Annotated in this window: 12 protein-coding genes; 9 read left to right on the plus strand and 3 right to left on the minus strand. The window is 43.5% G+C overall.

Annotated elements, in window-relative coordinates; all coding sequences use genetic code 11:
• Positions 1-130: 130 nt before the first annotated feature.
• Together ACNPNW_RS11770 and gltA are read right to left on the minus strand one after the other, a co-directional pair.
• Positions 131-634, minus strand: coding sequence for a hypothetical protein (locus tag ACNPNW_RS11770; protein ID WP_420937217.1), 504 nt, complete (start codon positions 632-634; stop codon positions 131-133).
• Between the two features lie 156 nt (positions 635-790).
• Entirely contained in the window at positions 791-2,065 is a 1,275-nt protein-coding gene (gene gltA / locus ACNPNW_RS11775; RefSeq protein ID WP_004279429.1) for a citrate synthase, read from the minus strand.
• A 1,005-nt stretch (positions 2,066-3,070) separates the two neighbouring features.
• Between gltA and sdhC the strand changes: the two genes are divergently transcribed.
• The 9 genes from sdhC (at position 3,071) to sucD (ending at position 15,117) form a co-directional block, all read left to right on the plus strand.
• On the plus strand, positions 3,071-3,469 hold the full coding sequence (sdhC, locus tag ACNPNW_RS11780; RefSeq protein ID WP_085064488.1) for a succinate dehydrogenase, cytochrome b556 subunit: 399 nt from the start codon (positions 3,071-3,073) through the stop codon (positions 3,467-3,469).
• Positions 3,469-3,834 (plus strand): succinate dehydrogenase, hydrophobic membrane anchor protein, encoded by a 366-nt coding sequence (gene sdhD / locus ACNPNW_RS11785; protein ID WP_004279431.1) that lies wholly within the window; start codon positions 3,469-3,471, stop codon positions 3,832-3,834. The genes sdhC and sdhD overlap by 1 nt, the downstream gene beginning before the upstream one ends.
• 12 nt (positions 3,835-3,846) lie before the next feature.
• Positions 3,847-5,745 carry an FAD-binding protein gene (locus ACNPNW_RS11790; protein ID WP_278357727.1) on the plus strand — a complete coding sequence of 633 codons (1,899 nt, stop codon included), beginning with the start codon at positions 3,847-3,849 and terminating at the stop codon, positions 5,743-5,745.
• A gap of 14 nt (positions 5,746-5,759) precedes the next feature.
• On the plus strand, positions 5,760-6,470 hold the full coding sequence (locus tag ACNPNW_RS11795) for a succinate dehydrogenase iron-sulfur subunit (protein WP_004279433.1): 711 nt from the start codon (positions 5,760-5,762) through the stop codon (positions 6,468-6,470).
• 822 nt (positions 6,471-7,292) lie between these two features.
• Positions 7,293-10,115, plus strand: coding sequence for a 2-oxoglutarate dehydrogenase E1 component (locus tag ACNPNW_RS11800; RefSeq protein ID WP_448766986.1), 2,823 nt, complete (start codon positions 7,293-7,295; stop codon positions 10,113-10,115).
• An 18-nt stretch (positions 10,116-10,133) separates the two neighbouring features.
• Positions 10,134-11,348, plus strand: coding sequence for a 2-oxoglutarate dehydrogenase complex dihydrolipoyllysine-residue succinyltransferase (gene odhB, locus ACNPNW_RS11805; protein WP_004279435.1), 1,215 nt, complete (start codon positions 10,134-10,136; stop codon positions 11,346-11,348).
• 97 nt (positions 11,349-11,445) lie between these two features.
• Entirely contained in the window at positions 11,446-12,876 is a 1,431-nt protein-coding gene (gene lpdA / locus ACNPNW_RS11810; RefSeq protein WP_121980221.1) for a dihydrolipoyl dehydrogenase, read from the plus strand.
• A 170-nt stretch (positions 12,877-13,046) separates the two neighbouring features.
• Complete coding sequence (sucC, locus tag ACNPNW_RS11815) at positions 13,047-14,213, plus strand: ADP-forming succinate--CoA ligase subunit beta (RefSeq protein WP_253159194.1); 1,167 nt, start codon at positions 13,047-13,049, stop codon at positions 14,211-14,213.
• Between the two features lie 13 nt (positions 14,214-14,226).
• Positions 14,227-15,117, plus strand: coding sequence for a succinate--CoA ligase subunit alpha (gene sucD / locus ACNPNW_RS11820; protein ID WP_278357723.1), 891 nt, complete (start codon positions 14,227-14,229; stop codon positions 15,115-15,117).
• A 65-nt stretch (positions 15,118-15,182) separates the two neighbouring features.
• Here the strand turns inward: sucD and ACNPNW_RS11825 are convergent, their stop codons facing one another.
• Complete coding sequence (locus ACNPNW_RS11825; RefSeq protein ID WP_278357722.1) at positions 15,183-16,889, minus strand: flotillin family protein; 1,707 nt, start codon at positions 16,887-16,889, stop codon at positions 15,183-15,185.
• Between the last annotated feature and the right edge of the window lie 22 nt (positions 16,890-16,911).

Raw genomic sequence — 16,911 nt, forward strand, 5'->3', positions numbered from 1 at the left:
ATTATATAAACTTAGAAAATATGCTGATTTTTTATGCATCTAGGCGTATATAAATTTAAAGGCTGAAGTCGAAATTTGGGCTTTTAAAATATGCCTTAGCTATATTGCTTAGAATTAAACTGATTAAATATCATCTGTTTATTTGGGGATTTAAAATAATATTCGGGATTTTTTTTAGAAAAATATCCCGGGCAATATCGCCTTGTTGTTCAATATTATAGGTTGAAAATGATTTGTTGGGATTAAATTGATATTTGTACGGATTATATTTTCCCAAGCTGAGAAAATAGGCACTTTGTAAAAATGCCCCTTTTAAAAGCACATTGATCCGGCATTGATGTTGATAAATATGCGCCATCTCATGAATAAATAGCGCCTGATAAGATAAACTCTCGCGCGAATAATCTTCCCGATAATTTAAATTGCGCACATGTATGTAGCCACTGGGCGCCATAATGACATGTTTGGATTGCCAGGGCAGGTAGGGATGATTCATGATTTTAACGCGGGAATAATCGATCAGGTTGCCAAATACTTGTTGGGAAATTTTGATTTCACCAAGCGTTAAACTGCGGCACTTAAACTGTTCAAAATGAACCAATCTCAAAATAAAGGGCAGAAAATACAACAGCATTCAATATACGTCCTGTTTTTAGGTGACTTAATCCGTGAATATGATTTTGATATATTCATTTTAAAACGTTTCAGGTCAATTTTTTGTAGGCTTTTGTCAGCACTAAAAAAACCACCCAAGAGGGTGGTTTTTTTAAGTCTTTCGACGCGGTTCGAATTAACGAACGATATCGCGTTGAACTTCGCCAGTGTAAAGCTGACGAGGACGACCGATCTTGTAAGGACCGCTGTGCATTTCTAACCAGTGGCTGATCCAGCCAACAGTACGTGCAAGCGCGAAGATTACAGTAAACATTTCAGTCGGGATACCAATCGCTTTAAGGATGATACCTGAGTAGAAGTCTACGTTCGGGTAAAGGTTACGCTTGATGAAGTATTCGTCAGAAAGGGCGATACGTTCAAGTTCCATAGCCAATGCAAGCTGTGGATCATTGATGCCAAGTGCACCAAGAACTTCGTCACAAGTTTCTTTCATTACTTTCGCACGTGGATCGAAGTTTTTATAAACTCGGTGACCGAAGCCCATCAGTTTAACTTCTTTAGTTTTCACTTTTTCCATGAAGCCAGCAACGTTTTCTACAGTGCCGATTTCGTCAAGCATCTTAAGAACAGCTTCGTTCGCGCCGCCGTGAGCAGGGCCCCAAAGTGCAGAGATACCAGCAGCGATACATGCATACGGATTCGCACCGGTAGAACCAGCTAAACGTACTGTAGAAGTAGACGCGTTTTGTTCGTGGTCAGCATGAAGCGTGAAGATACGGTCCATTGCTTTTGCAAGGATTGGATCAACTTTGTAATCACGGTCTGCAGGCGTAGCAAACATCATGTGCAGGAAGTTTTCTGCATAACCAAGGTCGTTACGTGGGTAAACGAATGGTTGACCGATGGTGTACTTGTAGCTCCAAGCTGCCAGCGTAGGAATCTTCGCGATTAAACGAATCGCAGTGATTTCACGGTGGTTCACATCTTCGATGTCAAGGTTGTTGTGATAGAACGCAGACAACGCACCAACCACACCTACCATGATCGCCATAGGATGCGCATCACGACGGAAACCATTGTAGAAACGGCTAACTTGATCGTGAACCATTGTATGGTTACGTACTTTAGCGTCAAATTCTTCTTTTTGCTCAGCAGTTGGAAGTTCGCCATTTAACAATAAATAGCAAGTTTCCAGGTAATCAGCTTTAGTCGCCAATTGATCGATTGGGTAGCCACGGTGTAAAAGTACACCTTTGTTACCATCGATGAACGTGATTTTAGACTCGCACGCAGCTGTCGCCATAAAACCAGGATCAAAAGTAAAGTGACCTGCAGCCAACACATCTTTAACGTCGATTACATCTGGGCCCAATGTGCCGCTGTAAATTGGTAGTTCAATTTCTTTGCCATCAAGCTGTAAAACGGCTTTCTTGCCAGTTGCTTCAGACATTCAATAGATCTCCTGTCCTGGTGAATGTATATCCGCTTTGTCTATCAATCTTTTAATGCACAAAACGGACGGATCAAAAATTTGCTATAAGATTAGTGAGTACTGAAATTTTGTCAATTATACTTATGGATGAAAAAATGAAGGCCGCACAGCGGTTAGTCACATTCGCTCAGTATAAAAAGTTCAGTAAAATCACAGCATCAAACCTCTATAATAAGTCAAATTGATGCAGAGGTGCAGAAAAAAATAGACTGCCTGGGGCATTTGTAAGCGTTTTTTCGTAGTAAGAAATGCGGGCGGAAATGGTGAGAGATTAAGGTGAATATGCTTAAAACTATATAAATCTCATAACTTACATCGTTTTTACCAAGCTGAATTTCACAGGTGGAATTATAAATAAAAGCAATTAATTGAATTTTGAATCCGGTTTAATTGATTAAAAAATAGCTTAATAAATGCCCAACTTTGCAGCAAAGGTAGTCAGTATAAAAATAAATGAATGATTTTTTGAATCTAAATGCTTCAAATCGATTGAAAAACCCATCGTCTGATGCACTAAGTCACTATTTAACATCAGGTTATTTGAATCACTGTGCTGCTGATGAATTGGGGTGATTGGTCTGTTAAATATAGGCGCTTGATTTAAATCTGAATTAAAAAGAGATTTAAATAATATTTGTGATGGAACTGTGCGTCTTTAGTCTAAAACTCAAACATGAACTTGCAGGCTGAAAACCGAGTGAATTGATCATCTTAATTATTTAAAAACAATCATATAGATAGGAATTGAAAGGGCGGAATAATATATTAAGCCTGACTTATTTTTGTTAATGATTCTTATTTAATGGTTTTTTCTCCAAAAAGCCAAATTCAGCCGTTTGTATTTTAATAGTTCACGTTTTATAATTCAGTGTCGTTTTGATTTTAGGCATGTATTTGCCTGAGAATGCCAGCTTTCCTTCGAATTAATTCCAACAAACTCCGGATGGAGTTTTTACTTACAGGATGCCCGCTGTGAAAAGCAACAGACCTGTCAATTTGTCCATGGGTCAAGTTTTAGAAGTAAACTTAAAATCACCCGTGGCTATTGCATCAATTCTACACCGTCTTTCAGGTGTTATCGTATTCTTACTCGTACCGGTCCTTCTATGGATTTTAGACAAGTCATTGTCTTCGCCTGAAGGTTTTGCGCAAGTTCAAGAAATCTTTAACGGTTTCATTGTTCGTTTCATTGTATGGGTATTTGTCGCCGGCTTGATTTTTCACTTTATTGCGGGTGTTAAGCATTTACTTGCTGACATTGGCGTTGCTGAAGAACTAGAAAGTGGCCGTGTTGCATCTACTATCGCATTAATCTTGTCTGCAATCGGTATTGTTGCAGCATTTGTATGGATCGTACTCTAATGAAAAGCGCTACTGGTTTAACAGGTTCAGGTTCTCGCGATTGGTTTCTCCAACGTGTCAGTGCTGTAGTTCTAGCTGTTTATACCGTTGTTGTATTGGGTTGGATTCTACTGAATGGTGGTTTCAACTTTGAACAGTGGTACGGCTTTATGATGACAGTTCCAATGAAGATCATGTCTTTGTTGGCGGTCTTATCTCTTGTTGCACACGCATGGATCGGCATGTGGCAGGTATTCACGGATTATGTGACTACTCGTCAAATGGGTCCTTCAGCTTCAGGTTTACGCCTTGTACTGACTTCAGCAGTGATCATTGCTGTACTTGCATATGCAATCTGGGCGATCCAGATTTTTTGGGCGAATTGATAGGAAACAATCATGGGCGCTATAAACCCTAAAGAAGATTACACAAATATTCCGCATGAAACTTTCGATGCTGTCATCGTTGGTGGTGGTGGTTCAGGTATGCGTGCATCTTACCAACTTGCTCAAGCTGGTTTGAAAGTTGCGGTTCTGACTAAAGTATTCCCAACTCGTTCGCACACTGTTGCAGCGCAGGGTGGTATTGGTGCATCTCTTGGTAACATGCAAGAAGATAACTGGCACTACCACTTCTACGACACAGTAAAAGGTTCGGACTGGTTAGGTGACCAAGACGCAATCGAGTTCATGACTCGTGAAGCGCCTCAAGTGGTTTATGAGCTTGAACACCTAGGTATGCCATTCGACCGTAACGCTGATGGTACAATTTACCAACGTCCATTCGGTGGTCACTCAGCAAACTACGGTGAAAAAGCTGTGCCACGTGCATGTGCTGCTGCCGACCGTACCGGTCACGCACTTCTTCACACGCTTTATCAAAGCAACGTGAAAATGGGTACTCAGTTCTTCGTTGAATGGATTGCGCTTGACCTGATCCGTAACGAAAAAGGCGACGTTTTAGGTGTTACAGCAATTGACCAGGAAACTGGTAAAATTGCGGTATTCCAAGCAAAAGCTACATTGTTTGCTACTGGTGGTGCTGGTCGTGTTTACCGTGCATCTACAAACGCTTATATCAACACTGGTGACGGTCTTGGTATGGCAGCTCGTGCAGGTATTCCATTACAAGATATGGAATTCTGGCAATTCCACCCAACGGGTGTTGCGGGCGCAGGCGTATTGTTGACTGAAGGTTGTCGTGGTGAAGGTGCAATCCTTCGTAACAAAGACGGCGAACCGTTCATGGAACGTTATGCTCCAACTTTGAAAGACTTGGCACCACGTGACTTCGTATCACGTTCTATGGACCAAGAGATCAAAGAAGGTCGTGGTTGTGGGCCTAAGGGCGATTACATCCTGCTTGATATGACGCACCTGGGTGCTGACACAATCATGAAACGTCTTCCATCTGTATTCGAGATTGGTAAGAAATTCGCGAACGTTGACATCACTAAAGAGCCAATTCCTGTAGTACCAACAATCCATTACCAAATGGGTGGTATTCCAACGAATATTCATGGTCAGGTGGTTGTTCCTGAGTCTCCTGAAACTGAAACGCTGGTTACTCACTACGACAAAGAAAATGATGTTTATTCAACCAATCAAGAAGGTCGTGACTTCACTAAACCAGTGAAAGGCTTCTATGCAATCGGTGAGTGTTCATGTGTATCTGTACACGGTGCAAACCGTCTAGGTACCAACTCACTGCTTGACTTGGTGGTATTTGGTAAGGCTGCTGGTCAGCACATCATCGATTATGTGACTAAACATCACGGTGATGAATACGAACCGCTTCCAACAACCGTGCTTCAAGAAACTGTTGAACGTATTCGTAAACTTGACGAATCAACTACAGGTGAGAATGCGCAAGACGTTGCTGATGCAATCCGTGACATCGTTCAAGACCACGCTGGTGTATTCCGTACATCTGCGCTTCTAGACGAAGGTGTGAAACAGATTCTTGCAATTGAACCGCGCGTACGCAATATTCACTTGAAAGACAAATCTAAAGTATTCAACACTGCACGTATTGAAGCACTTGAAGTTGAAAACTTGTATGAAGTTGCGAAAGCAACGCTTATTTCAGCTGCTGCTCGTAAAGAATGCCGTGGTGCACATACGGTTGTAGACTTTGAGGAGTCTCCAGACCATGCTGAATACCCATATGGTCGTCGTGATGATGAGTGGATGAAGCACACTTTATGGTTCTCTGCGGACAACCGTTTAGAGTACAAGCCAGTTCGTTACCGTCCATTGTCGGTTGACGCGATTCCACCTAAACCACGTACATTCTAATCAGGAGAATTCAGATGAGTAGAGGTACTCGTACATTTCATATCTACCGCTACGATCCTGACAAGGATAAAGCACCGTACATGCAAACTTTCAAACTTGAACTGACTGATAAGCACCGTATGTTGCTTGATGCACTTCTTGCATTGAAAGTACAGGACGAAACTTTAACGTTCCGTCGTTCATGTCGTGAAGGTATTTGTGGTTCTGATGGCGTGAACATCAATGGTAAAAATGGTTTGGCGTGTCTTTGGAACCTGAACGATTTACCAAATGAAATTACTGTTCGTCCATTGCCTGGTCTTCCTGTAGTGAAAGATCTGGTGGTTGATATGAACCAGTTCTATGATCAGTACAACAAGATCCATCCATTCTTGATCAACAACCAGCCTGCGCCTCCTAAGGAACGTTTACAGTCTCCTGAAGAGCGTGAGCATCTTGATGGTCTATATGAATGTATTCTATGTGCATGCTGTTCAACTTCATGCCCGTCATTCTGGTGGAACCCGGACAAGTTCTTGGGTCCTTCAGCATTGTTGAATGCTTACCGCTTCATCATTGACTCGCGTGATACTGGAACACAAGAGCGTTTGGCTCGTCTAGACGACCCGTTCTCGCTCTTCCGTTGTAAAGGCATCATGAACTGTGTATCTGTATGTCCTAAAGGCTTGAACCCAACGAAAGCAATCGGTCACATCCGTAATATGCTTTTAGATATGGCAGGCTAATAGGCTGCTCTTGGCAGTTTAGAAAAAAGCACACCTTCAGGTGTGCTTTTTTTATGCAAGCTATTGGAAAAATTAAAAAATCATAAGATAAAAATAAAGATACTATACTTAAAATGTATAAAGTTGAGTGAAATAGTGGGGAAGTGGATATTGGCTTTGAGCGCCATATAAGAAGAACATGTGATTATTTTGGGTATTTATGATTTTTAGATGTAAAACTGACCTGAAAAATAGCAAGAACGATGTTATTATATAACGGAAATTTAGGGAGGGAGTGGATTGAAAGGTTTGCTCTCTTTTTATTTATCGGAAATGCTTAGGACTTAAGTCTACATTGAATCTATTTTTGAGATAAAGCACCATATATTAGAGTAAAATATCAGAACTGTATTTAGCCAATTTATGGAAGGTATGTGTCAAAAAAATCAATTGAAAAGTTGAGATCATGTTAGCATTTAGCCCATGACTATGTTTAAAAAATGCCACGTCAGGTACATTTTTTAAACACTGCATAATCAGGGACTGGTATATAAAGGTAGACCCGAGTCGCTTTAGAAAAAATCTTTGTTAATGCTTGCTTTTTTCTAAGTCGATTTGCAAAAAAATTGCCCGGTTTCGATCGGGTATTCAATGAGTGATGATGCCGCTGAGGGGCGTTATTGTTCATTAAACATATCAAGATTTTCTTGGTGTGGTGATAACGCCTCATGGCTTATGCCTTATGGGGGACTAGTATCATATTACCAATTTGATGCTAATAATCCTGGGTTTTGCTTAAAAAGCATCCTGAAAATGTTTTTGCAATAGGAAATGGGTCCACAAATGCAAGAAGTTGCTGACGCTCTGCGTCTTGACACTGAACTTTCCGCTGATAGTGCAGCGTATATTGAAGAACTTTATGAGCAGTATCTGACTGCTCCAGACTCAGTGGGTGCTGACTGGAGAGCGTACTTCGATAAATTCCCAAAAGGTGATCAACCACACAGTAATGTACGTGAGCAATTCCTACTTTTAGGTCGCAATTCAAGCCGTATTCAGCCTATTGTTCAGTCGACAGTCAGCTCAGAGCATGAACGTCGTCAAATTGGCGTGCTACAGCTGATTGCTGCGTACCGTAACCGTGGCCACCAGAAAGCAAAACTGGATCCATTAGGTTTGGCGAAGCGTGAAGTTGTGCCTGATCTAGATCTTGCTGCGCATGGTTTGACTCAGTCTGACCTGGATACAGTATTCAATACTGGCAACCTGGCGATCGGTAAAGAAGAGGCGACTTTGGCTGAAATGGTTCAGTCAATGGAAGCCACTTACTGTGGTTCAATCGGTGCTGAATACATGCACATCGTGGACACCAAAGAAAAACGTTGGATTCAACAACGTCTAGAAAGTGCACGCGGTCAATATGGCTTCAATGCTGATCAAAAGAAACATGTCCTTGAGCGTTTAACTGCAGCTGAAGGCCTAGAAAAATATCTTGGTAATAAATTCGTTGGTGCCAAACGTTTCGGCGTTGAAGGTGGTGAAGCATTCATCCCAATGGTCAACGAAATTATTCAGCGTGCAGGTTCTGTAGGCTGTAAAGAAGTTGTGATCGGTATGCCTCACCGCGGCCGTGTAAACCTTGTTGTTAACATCATGGGTAAAAACCCGGCTGACCTGTTTGGTGAGTTCGAAGGTAAATCTATTCACAAGAAAGGTTCCGGTGACGTTAAGTATCACCAAGGCTTCTCTTCAAACGTCATGACTCCGGGTGGCGAAGTTCACTTGGCATTGGCGTTTAACCCGTCACACCTGGAAATCGTTGGCCCTGTGGTTGAAGGTTCGGTACGTGCACGTCAAGTACGTCGTAAAGACATTGGCGGCGATGACGTATTGCCACTAATCGTACACGGTGATGCTGCATTTGCAGGTCAGGGCGTCAATCAGGAAACTTTCCAGATGTCACAAACTCGCGGTTATACCGTGGGTGGTACAGTGCACATTGTGATTAACAACCAGGTTGGTTTCACGACGTCTGATCCACGTGACGCGCGTTCTACAGAATACTGTACTGACATCGCTAAAATGATTCAGGCCCCGATCTTCCATGTCAATGGTGATGATCCTGAAGCTGTGGTGTTCATTTCACAACTGGCACATGACTTCCGTCATACATTCCGTAAAGACGTTGTGATTGACATGTTCTGCTACCGTCGTCGTGGTCATAACGAAGCAGATGAGCCGGCTGCAACTCAACCAATGATGTATCAAGTGATTAACAAGAAAGCGACCACGCGTACGCTTTATGCGGATCAGCTGGTACAACAGGGTGTTCTTGATCGTGCAAGTGCAGATCAGATGGTTGAAAACTACCGTGCAGACCTGGAAGCGGGTAATCATGTTGCCAATGCACTGGTACTTGAACCAAACAAAAAAATGTTTGTGGACTGGACGCCTTACTTAGGTCATGAGTACACAGATGAGTGGGATACAACTTTCCCAATCGAACGTCTAAAAGAGCTTGGCACGAAAATGCGTGAGCTTCCTGAAGGCTTCGTGATGCAGCGTCAAGTTGCGAAAGTGATCGATGATCGTCTGAAAATGCAAACGGGTGAAATGCCACTGAACTGGGGTGCTGCTGAAACTCTGGCGTATGCAACTGTACTAGATGATGGTTACTTGCTTCGTTTAACGGGTGAAGACGTAGGTCGTGGTACTTTCTCACACCGTCATGCAAAACTGCATAACCAAGTAGATGGTTCAACTTATCTTCCCCTATGTAACCTGAAAGAAAACCAGCCGCGTACTGCAATCTATGACTCTTTATTGTCAGAGATGGCTGTATTGGCATTTGAATATGGTTATGCGACGACTCTTCCTAAGAGTTTGATCATCTGGGAAGCGCAATTCGGTGACTTCGCAAACTGTGCACAGGTTGTAATTGATCAGTTTATCTCATCTGGTGAAACCAAATGGGAACGTGTATGTGGCTTAACCATGCTTCTTCCACACGGTTTTGAAGGTCAAGGTCCAGAGCATTCATCTGCACGTTTGGAACGTTTCTTGCAGCTATGTGCTGAAGACAACATGCAAGTCATCACACCGACCACGCCTGCACAGATTTATCATGCACTTCGTCGTCAAGCACTTCGTCCAATCCGTAAACCATTGATCGTGACTTCACCGAAGTCGCTTCTTCGTCATAAACTTGCAACGTCTACACTTGAAGAACTTGCAACTGGTTCATTCCAAACTGTGATTGATGAAGTCGATAACATCAACAAGTCAGACGTGACTCGTCTTGTACTTTGTGGTGGTAAGGTCTACTACGATTTAGTTGAAAAACGTCGTGAAAAAGAATTGAACAACACTGCAATTGTACGTATTGAACAACTATATCCATACCCAGAAAAACGCCTGGCAGAAGTGCTTGCGCAATATCCAAACGTTAAAGAACTTGTTTGGGCGCAAGAAGAACCGAAGAACCAAGGCGCTTGGTTGTTCATCGCACCGCGTCTATATGACGACGTGATGAAAGCGGGTAAACAAGTACGTATTAGCTATGCAGGCCGTGAAGCTTCTGCTGCACCGGCATGTGGTTCACCATATTTGCATGCAAAACAACAAGCTCAGCTCATCAACGACGCGCTTGCGATCGACGCTGAATAATCCAGGAGATTCTAAGTAATGGCAACCGAAATTAAAGCACCGGTATTCCCAGAGTCAGTTGCGGACGGTACGATCGCAACTTGGCACAAACAACCAGGTGAAGCAGTGTCACGTGATGAAGTGATCTGCGATATTGAGACTGATAAAGTTGTTTTAGAAGTTGTTGCTCCTGCAGACGGTACACTTGCATCTATTATTAAAGGTGAAGGCGATACTGTTCTTTCAGCTGAAGTCATTGCACAGTTTGAAGAAGGTGCTGTTTCTGGCGCTACGCAAACTCAAGCAGTTCAGTCTGAAGAGAAAGTTGAACAAGCTGCTGCGCAAACTGAAGCAGGTAATGCACCGATCGTTGAACGTCAACAAGTACAGGACCAGGCTCCAGCAGTGCGTAAAGCATTGACTGAATCTGGTGTTGCAGCTGCTGATGTTGCAGGTACTGGCCGTGGCGGTCGCATCACGAAAGAAGATGTGGCAAATCATCAAGCGAAACCAGCAGCACCTGCAGCGCAACCATTAAGCGTTGCAGTGGGCGAGCGTATCGAAAAACGTGTTCCTATGACTCGTCTTCGTAAGCGTGTTGCTGAACGTTTACTTGCAGCGACTCAAGAAACTGCAATGTTGACCACGTTCAACGAAGTGAACATGAAACCAATCATGGAAATGCGTGCTCAATACAAAGATGCATTCGAGAAGCGTCATGGTGCGCGTCTTGGCTTCATGTCATTCTTCGTTAAAGCAGCGACTGAAGCACTTAAACGTTACCCAGCGGTAAATGCTTCAATTGATGGTGATGACATTGTTTATCACGGTTACTATGACATCGGTGTTGCAGTTTCATCTGAGCGTGGTTTAGTGGTTCCTGTACTTCGTGATACAGACCGCATGAACTATGCTGAAGTTGAAAACGGCATCCGTGCATATGCTGGCAAGGCACGTGACGGTAAACTGGGTATTGAAGATATGACTGGCGGTACATTCACTATTACTAATGGTGGTACTTTCGGTTCATTGCTTTCTACACCAATTCTAAATACGCCACAAACTGCGATTCTGGGTATGCACAAAATCCAGGAACGTCCGATGGCGGTGAATGGTCAAGTAGAAATCTTGCCAATGATGTACCTTGCACTGTCTTATGACCACCGTTTAATCGATGGTAAAGAAGCAGTCGGTTTCCTTGTAACAATCAAAGAATTGTTAGAAGAGCCAGCGCGTCTTATCCTTGATCTGTAATTTATTCATTAAAAATCTCCCCTAACCCCTCTTTAAAAAGAGGGGAAGGTCCCTCTTTGGAAAAGGGGGATTAAAGGGGGATTAATTGGAGATAAACATGTCTCAATTCGATTTAGTCGTAATTGGTGGTGGCCCGGGCGGCTACGAAGCAGCAATTCGTGCAGCTCAACTTGGTTACAAAGTTGCGTGTATTGAAAAACGTATTCATAAAGGTAAACCATCTTTAGGCGGTACTTGTTTAAACGTGGGTTGTATCCCGTCTAAAGCTTTACTTGATTCTTCACATCGTTATGAAGATACCGTTCAGCATCTAGATGACCATGGTATTACGACCGGTGAAGTGAAGTTTGATCTTGCTAAAATGCTGGCTCGTAAAGACAAAGTTGTAGATCAATTGACTGGCGGTATCGATCAATTACTTAAAGGTAATGGCATCGAGTGGTTAAAAGGTACGGGTAAACTGCTTGCAGGTAAAAAAGTAGAATTTGTTTCTCACGAAGGTGAAACTCAAGTTTTAGAGCCTAAATACGTGATTCTTGCGACGGGTTCTGTGCCTGTAAATATTCCAGTGGCTCCTGTAGATCAAGACTTAATCGTTGATTCTACTGGCGCACTTGAATTCCCAGAAGTACCTAAGCGTTTAGGTGTGATTGGTGCTGGTGTAATCGGCCTTGAGCTTGGTTCAGTATGGCGTCGTTTAGGTGCAGAAGTTGTTGTATTTGAAGCAATGGATGCATTCTTGCCAATGGCTGATAAAGCTTTGGCAAAAGACTTCCAAAAACTATTAACTAAGCAAGGTATGGATATCCGTATCGGTGCGAAAGTTGCAGGTACTGAAATCAATGGTCGTGAAGTAACGGTTAAATATAACCAAGCTGGCGAAGACAAAACTGAAACTTTCGATAAATTAATCGTTTGTGTTGGTCGCCGCGCATATGCTGAAGGTTTATTGGCTGAAGATTCAGGCATTAAGTTGACTGAACGTGGTTTGGTTGAAGTAAATGATTGGTGTGCAACTTCTGTTGAAGGTGTATACGCGATTGGTGACTTGGTACGTGGTCCAATGCTTGCGCATAAAGCAATGGAAGAAGGCGTAATGGCAGTGGAGCGTATTCACGGTCATGCTGCACAAGTGAACTATGACACGATTATTTCTGTAATTTACACACACCCGGAAGCGGCGTGGGTAGGTTTAACAGAACAGCAAGCGGCTGAAAAAGGTCATGAAGTTAAAACCGGCCAATTCGGTTTTGCTGTGAACGGTCGTGCTTTAGCTGCGGGTGAAGGTGCTGGTTTCGTAAAGTTTGTTGCTGATGCGAAAACAGATCGTTTACTTGGTATGCACGTGATTGGACCTGCTGCGTCTGATATCGTACACCAAGGTATGATTGCACTTGAGTTCGTATCTTCAGTAGAAGATCTTCAGTTGATGACTTTCGGTCACCCGACATTCTCTGAAGTGGTACATGAAGCTGCACTTGCGGTTGATGGTCGTGCGATTCACGCGATCCAACGTAAGCGTAAGTAATTCGAAAAAAGAGCGACTTAGGTCGCTCTTTTTACATTTCATGGTTGTTTTTATTGGAACAATCATCTAAAAATAAAGATAACGATTTTAAGAAATGCTGGTACTGCTTTGACGGACGTCTGGGTGCTGGTGGGTTATAACAAGGCAAAGAAGTAATAAAAGGTTATTCAATGAATTTACATGAGTATCAAGCAAAAGCGCTATTAAAAAAATATGGTATGCCTGTACAGGAAGGGATACTTGCCACCAATGCCGATGAAACGGTGCATGCTTTTGAGCAGCTTGGTGGAAAGTTCGCAGTATTGAAAGCACAGGTGCATGCGGGCGGCCGGGGTAAGGCTGGTGGGGTAAAAGTGGTAAAATCGGCTGCCGAGGCTGCTGAATATGCCAACCAGATTATTGGTTCACGCTTGGTGACTTATCAGACTGATGCCAATGGTCAGCCGGTAAATAGCATTTTAGTCTCTGAGGACGTTTATCCGGTTGAGCGCGAGCTGTACTTGGGCGCTGTCGTAGATCGCTCGACTCGCCGCATCACTTTTATGGCGTCGACTGAGGGAGGTGTTGAAATTGAGAAAGTGGCCGAAGAAACCCCTGAAAAAATTATTAAAGTTGAAGTTGATCCTTTAGTCGGTCTAATGCCATTTCAGGCGCGTGAAGTTGCTTTTGCACTTAAACTCAAAGATGGACAAATCAATCAGTTTGTTAAAGTCATGACGGCTGCCTATCAGGCATTTGTAGACAATGATTTTGCACTTTTCGAAATCAATCCGCTGTCTGTGCGTGAAAATGGCGACATTCTGTGTGTTGATGCCAAAATCGGAATTGATTCAAATGCGCTGTACCGCTTGCCTGAAGTGGCGGCACTACGTGATAAGTCTCAAGAAAATGAACGTGAGTTAAAAGCGTCTGAGTTCGATCTGAACTATGTCGCGCTGGAAGGTAACATTGGTTGTATGGTCAATGGTGCTGGTCTTGCCATGGCAACCATGGATATTATCAAACTTTATGGCGGTCAACCAGCCAACTTCCTGGATGTGGGTGGTGGTGCAACCAAAGAGCGTGTAATTGAAGCTTTTAAAATTATCCTTGCCGATACTTCTGTGCAGGGTGTATTGATTAATATTTTTGGTGGAATTGTACGTTGTGACATGATTGCTGAAGCAATTATTGCAGCGGTTCAGGAAGTAAATGTGACCGTTCCTGTGGTTGTTCGCCTCGAAGGCAACAATGCGGAACTGGGTGCAAAATTACTAGATGAATCAGGTTTGAAATTGATTTCTGCACACGGTCTTGCTGATGCTGCAGAAAAAATCGTTGCTGCTGTAAAAGCTTAAAGGGGTATTGATCATGAGCGTATTAGTTAATAAAGACACTAAAGTATTGGTACAGGGCTTTACAGGCAAAAACGGTACATTCCATTCTGAACAGGCTCTGGCCTACGGTACTAAAGTCGTGGGTGGTGTAACCCCGGGTAAAGGTGGTCAAACTCATCTGGAACTGCCTGTATTTAATACCATGCGTGAAGCGGTAAAAGAAACAGGTGCAGATGCTTCGGTGATTTATGTTCCGGCACCCTTTGTACTGGATTCTATTGTTGAAGCGGTTGATTCTGGCATTGAGTTAATTGTGGTGATCACTGAAGGTGTACCGACCATCGACATGCTCAAAGCCAAACGTTATCTGGAAACCAATGGTAATGGCACACGTCTGATCGGGCCGAACTGTCCGGGTATTATTACGCCAGGTGAATGTAAGATCGGGATTATGCCGGGTCATATCCATCAACTAGGTAAAATCGGGATTATCTCGCGTTCAGGCACACTGACTTATGAGGCTGTGGCACAAACCACGAAACTGGGTCTGGGTCAGTCGACCTGTATTGGTATTGGTGGGGATCCAATTCCAGGTATGAACCAGATTGACTGCTTGAAACTGTTCCAGGAAGATCCGAAAACTGAAGCCATCATCATGATTGGTGAGATTGGTGGTACGGCGGAAGAAGAAGCAGCTGAATATATTCAATCGAATGTGACTAAGCCAGTTGTTGGTTATATTGCGGGTGTAACTGCACCTAAAGGCAAACGTATGGGTCACGCAGGTGCGATTATTTCAGGCGGTAAGGGTACAGCAGAAGAAAAGTTTGCTGCCTTTGAGCGTGCGGGTATGGCCTATACGCGTAGTCCTGCCGAACTTGGTTCAACCATGCTGCAAGTACTAAAAGATAAAGGTTTGGTTTGATATCCACATTAGACCTTCAATAAAAAAGCTCCCATCTGGGAGCTTTTTTATATCTCATTCTATTTTCAGGTTTTAGCTTTAAGGCTCTGAGTCATACCGTTGATGTCACCACCCTGAATACCAAGCTCACTCATCAGACTGTCAATAAGCGGTGCCTGGCTACGATAACGCAGGGCACTATTGACTACCTGATCTGACAGGGCAACATTGCTACCTTCATGATGGGCATCCGCCTGACAGGCACCGGGATGACCGCCATGTAGTCCATTAACCTGGAGAATCTTGATATCATCAATATTTTCCATTGGCTTGACACTTTCCCGGATAATTTCAGGCAAGTATTTCAGCATAGCCAGACGAATCTGCATTTCGACCTGTTCAGGTGACAGGACGTTATTGGCTTCATTGACCGCACGGGTACCTTCAGCATCGACTTGATACTGTTTCTCCATTGCCTGAGCCAGTAGAATTTTCGCATCCGCTTCGCCCTTGGCCTTCAGGCGGACTTTTTCTGCTTCGGCCTCAGCCGCAATTCGCACTGCTTCTGCGTCATCTGCTGCCGCCTGTTTGCCAGCTTCAGCGGCAACTGTAATGGCAATCGCATCTTTTTCAGCATGTTCTTTGGCTGCGACTAGTTCAACTGCCTTTTGACGCTCTGCTTGCTGGATTTGACGTACGGTGATGACTTCTTCTTCTGCTTTTACCGCTTGTGCACGTGCCTGATCGGCTTGGGCTTTGGCTTCAGATTCAGCACGTGATTTTTCCGCAATGGCAATGGCGCGATCCTGTTCAGCCAGTTCAATGGTTTTCTTTTGCTCGACCTGTGCTTTTTGAATCAGCTGGGCCTTTTGAATATTTTCATTTTCGACATCACGGGCGGCCAAAATACGCTTGAGTTCGACTTCTCGTTCAGCGGCAATTTGTGCTTCTTCTGCTTCACGTTTTTTGCCGGCTTCCTGAGCGGCAATTTCAGCCAGTTGTTCAGCTCGGCGAATGGCAATTTCACGTTCTTGCTGCAGTTTGGCATATTCTTCTTCACGAATAATTTGCAGGCGCGCCTGTTCAGCTTCCAGATTTTTAGTTTTGATCGCCAGATCGGTATCCTGTTCGATGTGGTTACGCTTGCGACGGCGGTCTTCAATGGTTTCAGTGAGCTTGGTCAGACCTTCGGCATCAAACGCATTTTGTGGATTAAAGTATTTAAATCCGGTCTGATCCAGTCCGGTTAGGGAAACCGTTTCAAGCTCCAGACCGTTTTTGTGCAAATCTTCTGAAACCACTTGTTGGACTTTTTGTACAAAATCGACCCGTTTTTCATGCAATTCTTCCATGGCCATTTCTGCAGCCACTGCGCGCAGTGAATCAACAAATTTACCTTCCACCAGATTTTTTAATTCATTGGGTGACATGGTTTTTTGACCAAGGGTTTGTGCTGCGGTGGCAATTGAATCTGCTGTAGGTTTGACTCGGACATAGAATTCGGCCATGACATCGACCCGCATCCGGTCACGGGTAATCAGTGCCTGATCATCAGCACGGCGGACTTCAAGGCGTAGGGTGTTCATATTTACTGGAATAATTTCATGTAACACCGGAAGCACGATTGCGCCTCCACCTAAAATCACTTTTTCTCCACCCCAACCGGTACGCACAAAGGAAATTTCTTTGCTTGAACGACGGTATAAGCGTGCAATGATGAGACCGAAAGTCACCAGTGCCACAAAAATAATTCCCGCAATAATTAAAATATTATATAAATCAAATGTTAACATTGTTATAAAGTCTCAATTGAGT

The sequence above is a fragment of the Acinetobacter endophylla genome, assembly GCF_053543775.1.